Below are 8,951 nucleotides of genomic sequence, written 5' to 3'. Positions count from 1 at the left end.
AGACCCCGATAGCCGCTTAACATGAACTGTCCAACTTTATGGGGTCAGTCCAAATGCGGGCTTTTTTTTCGCATATTGCTCACGACAGAGAGTGGGTGAGAACCCTCGACAGGGTTCGCCAAAACGGCAGGACAGCCGTTTTGTACCGCCTCCGGCGACCCGCAGGGCGAGCGCCATGGACGGCGCGAGTAAGCCCCTCTCTCACCGCCACATTTAAAGAAGAGCTCGCATGCAAATGCGGGCTTTTTTTCGCATATTGCAGGCCTCCCATCGCTATTTTTTACGCTGGAATTTCTCAGGTAACGGCGGCACCGGACGGCGGTCGTCAATCAAATGAAGCATGGTCAGAATCGGATGATGAAACAGCATTCGTGGGCCAGCCCAGCGCATCACCTGCTTCATCTCTTCACGTTTTGCAGGCTGATAGCAGTGGATTGGGCAATGCATGCAGGCGGGTTTTTCTTCGCCAAAGGCGCAGCGTTCCAGCCTTTTGGCGGCATACTCATAAAGCCGCTGGTAGTGGCCTGGCCCGGCGCTGGCGGAGGGATTCTGGCGCTCATAGAGAGTGAGCATTTTAGCGATGGTTTGCTTCTCGCGCTGAAGACGTTTTCCGGACATGGGCAGTACCTGATTGACCGGTAAATCGCACGGCCAATGATTGTCGATAAGATGCAATAATAATACACCTTATCGACAGCGGGCCGAAGGGAGAATTGGGGTTAGAGGTCGCGGAAGGTGCCCAGACGGTAGCCTCGTTCGGCAAGAGCGTACTTCAGCGCCGCAGAAGTCAGCACCTCCAACTCCGCCAGACGCGGGTAGCAGTAGTTGCTTTTCAGCAGCGTATTATCCACAAATGACGGGTGGCACATCACCTCAAGCGAGGCTTCCTGGCGCTGCGCGGAAGCATCCACGCTCTCCAGCAGCAGGCTTGCAGATATCGCATCACCGTAAAACTCGCTGGTAAACCCTTGGGTAGAACGCACGCCGGTCAGCGAAATGTTGTCCCGGGCAGCGGCATCGCGATCCACGCGTAGCGGGATCCCTTTCGCCTTAGCAAACGCGGCCACGATAGGGAAAATTTCCGGGATCATGTGCACGTGATGGTGGCTATCAAGGTGGGTTGGCTCAATGCCAAAAATATCAATAAAGCGCTGATACTGGCTTTCAAGCTCGCGCCCGATCTCGTCCAGGTCCAGCCGACCCTGTTCCGCCATTTCCCAGATCCCTTTGCCCAGCACGCCGGTCCCACGAGTCAGCACCGGCATCCCGGTCAGCGGCTGGCCAAGCGTCAACACGAAGTGCATGCCTACGCCCAGACCCGGATAACGAGCGCACAGCCCGGCGGCGTGTTTAATGGCTTCGGCATTAACCAGCGCGGTGGTCGACGTCACCACACCGTGGTGAAACGCTTCGATAATGCCGTAGTTTTGCGCCTTGCTCAGGCCAAAGTCATCGGCATTAATAATCAGTAAGCGGTCCATAGCATCCCTCTTGAGTGGCCCTCCCCGTCCGGGGAGGGCAAGACATTAAGCCAGTTTTTCGATGGCTTTGGCAAAGTTTGGCAGATACGCTTTATGGGCAAGCAGCATCTCTTTGGCAATCACCTCAGCATCCTTGTCGGAATGGATAAGCGGGCTCAGGTTCAGCGCCAGCAGCACATCGTTAAATTCACCGCTCAGCGCGGCCTGGCTCGCGGCCACTTCGAAGCCTTTGATGGTGTGGATAAGCCCCATCACTTTCTCGTCAAAATGGGTCACACGCGGGTGCGGTCTGGCACCATCGCGACCGATGATGCTGGTCGTCTCGATTGCCCAGTCGGCCGGAATGTTGTCCACGTGGCCGTGGTGCGGAATATTCACATAGTGCTCGGTCTGCTTATCATTGTAGATAGCGCTGATCACTTCGCACGCCGCGTCAGAGTAGTAAGCCCCGCCGCGCAACTCCAGCTCTTTCGGCTTCACGTCAAGATTCGGGTCTTTGTACAGCTCAAACAGCTGTTTTTCGACCTTCTGTACCACGGAGGCGCGCGCCCCGCCCTTGTAGAACTCGCCCATTTCGATAGCCAGCATCTCTTTCTGCTTGAAGTAGTACAGCAGGTAGGAGCACGGCAGCAGGTTCAGGGAACGAATCAGCCCTTCGCTAAACGGCATATCGAAGATGTTTTTCACCGAGTTCGCGCTCAGCTTGCCGCTGGCTACGCCGTCCAGCAGTTCGGCAAAGCGAGATTCACCGTTCACCAGCACGTCTTTAATGAACACCATGTGGTTCAGGCCGAAGAGATCGATGCCCAGGTCATCTTCCGGGGTCAGCTTCAGGACGTCGGTAATAAACATCTTCATGCCAACAGGAATGTTGCACACGCCGATGAATTTTTTGAAGTTGGTATGGCGGAATACCGCCTCGGTCACCATACCGGCCGGGTTGGTGAAGTTGATAACCCACGCATCCGGGCAGATTTCCTGCACGTCTTTGATGATGTCGAAAATGACCGGAATGGTACGCAGCCCTTTGAACAGGCCGCCCGCACCGTTGGTTTCCTGGCCGAGATAGCCGTGGCTCAGCGGAATACGCTCATCCAGCTCACGCGCTTTCAGCTGGCCAACGCGCAGCTGGGTGGTCACGAAATCTGCATCTTTCAGCGCTTCGCGGCGGTCGAGGCTCTTGTGTACCGTCATCGGCACACCGGCGTGCTCAATCATGCGCTGGCAAAGATTGAAAATAATATCCTGCTTCTCTTTCCCGGCTTCGACATCCACCAGCCAAAGTTCGGTGATCGGTAATTCGTGGTAGCGCTTAATAAAGCCTTCGAGTAATTCTGGGGTATAGCTGCTGCCGCCACCGATAGTAACAACTTTTAATTTCTTAGTCATATAGGCTCCCGTACGGCGCCTGGCGCCGTATTTAGAAAATTGAATAAGTTAATAAAAACTCAATATTGACAGTGGTAGTTAATCAGCACCTTAATTAATGCTGTACAATTTCTTCCGATAACTGTTTGGCGTGAAAGAAGTCACTTTCTTAAAGTTCTTAATAAACATGCTGGGGCTGCTATAACCGGATTCGAAGGCAATATCGGTTACCGAAGCGTTAGTGATTTCCAGCTGTTTCTTGGCAAAATTGATGCGGATTTCATTAATAATCTGCATCGGCGTCTTGCCATAATAGCGCTGCGTGGCGCGCGTTAAATATTCCTGCGACTTACCCGAAAGCGCGACCATGTTTAATAAGGCCTTATCGCCAAAGCGCATTTTGTCATGCATCCCTTCAACGGTGGATTTTAACCACAGCGGAATATCATCCTGATTTTCCGACTCACGATAATGGCGCAGTCGATTCACGACATAAAAGCTCACCATTTCGAGAAACTCGTTAAATTCCCCATCGCGGAAATTAAACGAGGCAATCACCGACTCCATAAACGTCAGGAATTCATCCTTAATCTGATACACCTGAGAGGCCACCAGATGGGACGGCAGCAGCGGCATATAATGCTGCTCAAAGAACTGCTGGCTGATACCTACGTTAAACAACCGGGTCGCACCAAACTCGTAAAAACTCTGATGGTGGGAACCGACGGGAATAAAGACAAAATCGCCTCGCTCCATCAGCACACGCTTACCGTTAATTTCCTGGTAATAGCGCCCGGTCAAAACAATGGTAAATTCGTAGTAGTCATGCTGATGCAGCCCGCTCACGCTCTCTTCTTTGGTGTAGATAAACGCATGGAAACACTTGCCGTTAAACAGCTGGCTTTCACGAACAATGTTGATTTCCATATTGTCTATCTCTGGCTGCATATGCTGACCTGCTACTTGTCCATTTTCTCGTGTAATTCAATCAGCTCGGTCACCAGCTCGCGAGCCAGCATCGAGGTCATCAGGTGGTCCTGAGCGTGTACCAGCACCAGGCTGACTTTGGTTTTGCCTTCGCCCTGGTCGCCTTCAATCAGCTTAGTCTGCACCAGATGCGCTTCGTTCAGCGCGGTCCGGGACTGATCCATCATCTCTTTAGCCCCGGCGAAGTCACCCTGCTTGGCCTTTTTCAGCGCACCGTAAGCCAGGCTACGGGCCTGTCCAGAGTTGATGATTAAGCCCATCACCACTTCTTCGAGATCGTCCACTTCTACTTCAGTTTCAACGACGTTGTCTAAATCAAACATAATATTGCTCCCCGGATTCTGAAAATGGGGGAGGCATTCCCTCCCCCTTTGAACTTAGAATTTCAATGCGTTAGCGATATCTTCTTCGCTTTCTTCTTCTTCAATAACCGCCTGTGCCTTGTTGGACAGGATAACGAACGGCATGTACACCAGCGTGGCGACACCCAGGTTGAACAACGCCACCAGCAGAGCAGCGACGCTGCCGTTACTGTTGAAGAAGGCGCCCAGGCCGGTAGGCATGGTCCACGGAGCCAGGTTGGTGACCGGCGGGATAATACCCATGGAGTACGCAATCAGGGTGATGGCAGCCAGAATCGGCTGTACCGCAACGAACGGGATGAACATCACCGGGTTCATGATGATCGGCAGACCAAACAGAATCGGTTCGTTAATCTGGAAGATGCCTGACGGCAGCGCCAGCTTAGCCACCTGACGGTGATCGGCACGGCGAGAGGCGATGAAGATAGCGATAATCAGACCCAGCGTCGCACCAGAACCACCCAGCAGGATGTAGGAGTCGAGCATTGGTTTCGCCCAGAAGTGGAACTGTTTGCCCGCTTCGATAGCGGCTTCTACAGAACCGTACTGCTGGTACAGCGCCACGTTTTCCAGCGCCCATGGGGTCATGATGCCGTTATCCAGTGCGGTAAGCGCCAGAGAACCGTGAACACCGAAGAACCACAGCAGGGAGTTGAAAATTACGTACGCCCAGCCAACCACGCTACCCATTGACGCCAGAGGAGTCGAAATGGAGTCCATGATGATCTGGTGGAAGTTGCTGCCGTAGTGAGACAGCGCCCAGGAGATGATCCCGAAGATAGACAGAATCAGGAAGCCTGGAATTAACGCCGAGAATGAACGCGCCACCGAGGTCGGCACGCTATCCGGCAGGGTAATAACCCAGTTTTTACGTATAACAAAGGTGAACAGCTCGGCGACCACCAGACCGATAATCATACCGGAAATAATGTTCTGGCCGCCTAACCAGTTAGCGCCCACGGCATAGGCTTCGCCCACGCTATAAGGCGTAACGGTCATAAAGGCTGCTACGGATAATAAGCCCGCCGCGAGAGGATCGACCTTCCTTTCTTCAGCTAACGCCATACCAATGAAAAAAGGCGCCATCAGCGACATAATGCCCAACGTACCGTTGTACACGTTGCCGCCGATAGCTTTAAACCCATTCAGGGTTTCAATGGTCTCGGGGTCTAAACGGATGCCTAACGAGTAGAAAAATGATCCTGCGCCGAAGCTCAGGAATACGTTGTTAATCAGAACAAACATTGCCCCGGTTAGGGTTAATGGCATTAATTTAATAAAACCATTTTTAATGGCATTAACGTGAGGCTGCTTTCCTATTTTTACAGCAAAAGGCAGGAGAACCTTCTCAAGTGAATCAATGACTTTACTCATATTATAAATATCCTTGAAAGCCGTAATTATTATTACGGCTGTAGGTGTAAGTCGCTCTTTGACGGAAAATTAAACAAAACAAGAATAAAAAATTAACTCTCGGCCGCTGCTTTCTTAATTGCTGCCACAGCCGCTTTCAACACACCCAGCCCATCGACTTTACCGTACAGAGCAGAATCGATAACTTCTACAGGCTTGGTGGGCAACAATTTCTTGATATCTGCCTGCATGTAGGCAATTTGTGGCCCGAGTAAAACGAGGTCCGCGTGCTTCCCTTTCTCGCTGGCTAAAGACTCAGAGAATGCTTCAATTTCTACCGGAACTTCATACTTTTCGGCCTGCGCTCGCATTTTGGTCACTAACAGCGAGGTTGACATCCCAGCGGAGCAGAACAGGTAAATTTTTTTCTTTTGCATAAGTTGTTCCTCAAGTCTCAATACGCTGTAACGGACTTCCGTGACGTATTGTTGCTGTTCCAAAGCGGGTTTGTGGGGCGAGACTATTGTCTCTGCTTGAGGAAAGTATACGGCATGGTTTCCCTTGAGAGATAATTCCTGGCTCTCATAAATTGTCTCTCCTTGACCTGGTGTTATGACCCCCTTCACAGTTTGGCCAAATAATTCGCGCAAATAAAAAAGCCCAAACCGAAGTTTGGGCTTTTCACTAAATTGTTGAAGACCGTCAGTCGTAGGCGTTCAGCGTGCGCTGGCAGAGGGCCGAACGCACACAATCCTGTTTACCGAAGCGAACAACGCCGACCATTTCATCTTCTTCGAAACGGTTTAGTGCATCACTTAAACCGGACGGCACGCCTGCGGGTAAGTCACACTGCGTGATATCGCCATTGACGATAACCGTCACGTTTTCCCCGAGGCGGGTGAGGAACATTTTCATTTGCGCTGCGGTGACATTCTGCGCCTCATCCAGAATAACCACGGCATTTTCAAAAGTACGTCCGCGCATATAGGCGAACGGCGCAATCTCAACCTTACCAATTTCAGGCCGCAGGCAATACTGCATAAAAGACGACCCTAAACGTCGCACCAGGATGTCATACACCGGGCGGAAATACGGGGCGAACTTCTCTGAAATATCACCGGGGAGGAAGCCGAGATCTTCATCGGCCTGCAGCACCGGACGGGTAACGATAATCCTGTCGACATCCTTATGTATCAGGGCCTCAGCGGCTTTCGCTGCGCTGATAAACGTCTTGCCACAGCCGGCTTCGCCGGTAGCAAAAATCAGCTGCTTTTTCTCGATGGCATTAAGATAGTGCGCCTGAGCTTCATTACGCGCTTCGATAGGTGAATGGTCGCGGCTGTCGCGAGCCATGCCTATCGATTCTACGCCGCTCATCTGCACAAGCGTGGTGACCGATTCCTCTTCACGCTGCCGGTGGCTACGTGAATCCCGTCTCAGCACACGTTTTGCTTCGCGACGAGCTTTGATCACAGCTTTCTGTCTTCCCATGGATGGCACCTTACAGTTGGTTTCATTGCCCGCGCCGACAGGACAGGCGCGATTATGCTCACTAACGGATGAGGTTTGGCTTCCTTGTAAGCCATTAACTGCCGGTTGAGAGGGTGCATTAAGCGAACGCGAAATGTCGCCCGACGCACCGTCAGGACACTGATTTGATTCTGAATGGGGAAATTTAGCGGTGAAGATAGCGAAGCCGGAGGAGAGGCCTCCGCGCTGGGTAGTGCGGGTAAAGTGTTTAAGTAACCGTCCAGTACAGGACCCAACCATTCGCGATCTCCGTAGTGATTAAACGTCACAGCAGGGAACTACCGCTCTTTTGCTTTAAGTACAACAAACATCACCCAAAATGCAACATAAATTTCACTTTTAAGTAACGTTAAATCGAAATCCGCTGCTGTGTACCTTTTTCGCACACCAATATTACAGAAATATATCAGCGGGATAGTCATAGGGAATTGCAATGAATAATAAGGGGGTGAATTGTTAGCAAATGAAAATTTGCATCACCTACTCTCTGAAAGAATGGCTGTTTTCCCCCTCTCCCCTTCGGGGAGAGGGCTGGGGTGAGGGGAAGATTTGTTCCCGGCTCTCATCGCCGGTACGGCATTAACTATGCCTCCATCATCCCCTGCCCCAGATAATGCTGCTTATCCGGCACGCCAGGCAGTGCGAAGAAATACCCACCGCCAATCGGCTTCACGTACTCCTCCAGCGCCTCACCGTTCAACCTGCCCTGCACCGTCAGGAACCCTTTTTCGAGGTCATGCTGGTAGCAAACGAACAGCAGCCCCATATCAAGCTGGCCGGATTTGGTTGCACCGAGCGAATAGCTGTAGCCCCGGCGCATCATCAGCCCCGACTGTGTCTCTTTGGTTCTCGGGTTTGCCAGGCGGATATGGGCATCAAGCGCAATCATATTGCCGTCAGGGTCGGCGGCATAGTCCGGCACATCATGCTCATTCTTCATACCCAGCGGCGCGCCGCTGTGCTTATCGCGCCCGAAGATAGTCTGCTGCTCTTTCAGCGGCGTGCGGTCCCAGGACTCAACGTGGAACTGAATAATGCGCACCGCCTGATAGCTGCCGCCGGTAGCCCAGGCAGGCTCCTGCTGCTGCTTCGTCACCCACACCACGTCATCCATCAGTGGCTTATCATGGCTGTCCGGGTTGGCCGTGCCGTCTTTGAAGCCCAGCAGGTTGATCGGCGTCTCTTTCCCACGGCTGCGTGCCGCATGGTTGGAGATAAACCCTTCCCGCCGCCAGCGCACGCTGAGGAGATCGGGCGTGTGCTTGATGATGTCGCGCAGCGCGTGGATCACCGTGTCGTTGGTGTTGGCACAAATCTGCAGCAGCAGATCGCCGTGGCACAGCCCGGCATCCAGCGAATCGTTCGGGAAGCGGGTCATTTGCTGGAGCTTTTTCGGCATCTGTTTTTGCAGGCCAAAACGCTCATCGAACAGCGAACTGCCGACGGACACCGTGATCGTCAGGTTATCCGGGTAGATTTCCGCCCCAAGAATGCCCGAGTCCATCGGCGGCAGTCGTGGATTAGGCGTATCCGGCGCCGGGCCACCGCTGGTCAGGAAGTCAAAACGCGCGGTCAGCAGGCGGAACAGGCGCTCAAGCTCGGCTTTGTCGCTGGCCAGCACGTCAAAGGCGACCAACATCATCGCGGCCTGCTGAGGCGTCAGAATACCGGCCTGGTGCTCGCCATAAAGCGGCTGGTTTTCAAGGCGACCGTCCGGCGGCAGCGTGCCGGGGGAAGAAGCAGGATTTGCCGCGTGAGCCGTCATCGGGCAACCGCCGCCCACGGCAAAAGCGCCCCCAAGGGCGCCCAGTGTTTTCAGAAGCTGGCGGCGCGCCGGTTGGTGCGCGCCGGTGTTGTCCTTATCACTCAT

General features: G+C 53.1%; 9 protein-coding genes. All 9 read right to left on the bottom strand.

Annotated elements, in window-relative coordinates; genetic code table 11:
• Positions 1 to 273 precede the first annotated feature (273 nt).
• The 9 genes from HX778_RS04405 to efeB all read right to left on the bottom strand — a co-directional run bounded on the left by HX778_RS04405 (position 274) and on the right by efeB (position 8,951).
• The gene (locus HX778_RS04405) at positions 274 to 618 is read right to left on the bottom strand and encodes a nitrous oxide-stimulated promoter family protein (protein WP_176981375.1); all 345 of its coding nucleotides are present in this window, start codon (positions 616 to 618) and stop codon (positions 274 to 276) included.
• A 101-nt stretch (positions 619 to 719) separates the two neighbouring features.
• Entirely contained in the window at positions 720 to 1,481 is a 762-nt protein-coding gene (gene chbG / locus HX778_RS04400) for a chitin disaccharide deacetylase (protein WP_038473804.1), read from the bottom strand.
• Positions 1,482 to 1,526: 45 nt separating this feature from the next.
• Positions 1,527 to 2,870: a 6-phospho-beta-glucosidase gene (locus HX778_RS04395; RefSeq protein WP_038473808.1), complete on the bottom strand. Its 1,344-nt coding sequence runs from the start codon at positions 2,868 to 2,870 to the stop codon at positions 1,527 to 1,529.
• 90 nt (positions 2,871 to 2,960) lie between these two features.
• A complete protein-coding gene (chbR, locus tag HX778_RS04390) occupies positions 2,961 to 3,797 on the bottom strand; it encodes a transcriptional regulator ChbR (RefSeq protein ID WP_176981374.1) in 837 nt (278 codons plus the stop codon).
• An 11-nt stretch (positions 3,798 to 3,808) separates the two neighbouring features.
• Positions 3,809 to 4,159 (bottom strand): PTS N,N'-diacetylchitobiose transporter subunit IIA, encoded by a 351-nt coding sequence (chbA, locus tag HX778_RS04385; protein ID WP_008455638.1) that lies wholly within the window; start codon positions 4,157 to 4,159, stop codon positions 3,809 to 3,811.
• Between the two features lie 54 nt (positions 4,160 to 4,213).
• Positions 4,214 to 5,572, bottom strand: coding sequence for a PTS N,N'-diacetylchitobiose transporter subunit IIC (gene chbC / locus HX778_RS04380; protein ID WP_176981373.1), 1,359 nt, complete (start codon positions 5,570 to 5,572; stop codon positions 4,214 to 4,216).
• 92 nt (positions 5,573 to 5,664) lie between these two features.
• The gene (locus HX778_RS04375) at positions 5,665 to 5,988 is read right to left on the bottom strand and encodes a PTS sugar transporter subunit IIB (protein ID WP_008455640.1); all 324 of its coding nucleotides are present in this window, start codon (positions 5,986 to 5,988) and stop codon (positions 5,665 to 5,667) included.
• A gap of 265 nt (positions 5,989 to 6,253) precedes the next feature.
• Positions 6,254 to 7,042 (bottom strand): phosphate starvation-inducible protein PhoH, encoded by a 789-nt coding sequence (phoH, locus tag HX778_RS04370; RefSeq protein WP_016535779.1) that lies wholly within the window; start codon positions 7,040 to 7,042, stop codon positions 6,254 to 6,256.
• Positions 7,043 to 7,664: 622 nt separating this feature from the next.
• Entirely contained in the window at positions 7,665 to 8,951 is a 1,287-nt protein-coding gene (gene efeB / locus HX778_RS04365) for an iron uptake transporter deferrochelatase/peroxidase subunit (protein ID WP_176981372.1), read from the bottom strand.

The sequence above is a fragment of the Cedecea sp. P7760 genome (genome assembly GCF_013386425.1).
GTDB lineage: Bacteria > Pseudomonadota > Gammaproteobacteria > Enterobacterales > Enterobacteriaceae > Cedecea > Cedecea selenatireducens.
Note: the sequence above shows the minus strand (reverse complement) of the source record. Positions and strands in the feature narration are given on the sequence as shown.

Coding starts and splice junctions, on each gene's coding strand:
- HX778_RS04405 (WP_176981375.1), bottom strand. CDS start 618: ATGTCCGGAAAACGTCTTCAGCGCGAGAAGCAAACCATCGCTAAAATG.
- chbG (WP_038473804.1), bottom strand. CDS start 1,481: ATGGACCGCTTACTGATTATTAATGCCGATGACTTTGGCCTGAGCAAG.
- HX778_RS04395 (WP_038473808.1), bottom strand. CDS start 2,870: ATGACTAAGAAATTAAAAGTTGTTACTATCGGTGGCGGCAGCAGCTAT.
- chbR (WP_176981374.1), bottom strand. CDS start 3,797: ATGCAGCCAGAGATAGACAATATGGAAATCAACATTGTTCGTGAAAGC.
- chbA (WP_008455638.1), bottom strand. CDS start 4,159: ATGTTTGATTTAGACAACGTCGTTGAAACTGAAGTAGAAGTGGACGAT.
- chbC (WP_176981373.1), bottom strand. CDS start 5,572: ATGAGTAAAGTCATTGATTCACTTGAGAAGGTTCTCCTGCCTTTTGCT.
- HX778_RS04375 (WP_008455640.1), bottom strand. CDS start 5,988: ATGCAAAAGAAAAAAATTTACCTGTTCTGCTCCGCTGGGATGTCAACC.
- phoH (WP_016535779.1), bottom strand. CDS start 7,042: ATGGGAAGACAGAAAGCTGTGATCAAAGCTCGTCGCGAAGCAAAACGT.
- efeB (WP_176981372.1), bottom strand. CDS start 8,951: ATGAGTGATAAGGACAACACCGGCGCGCACCAACCGGCGCGCCGCCAG.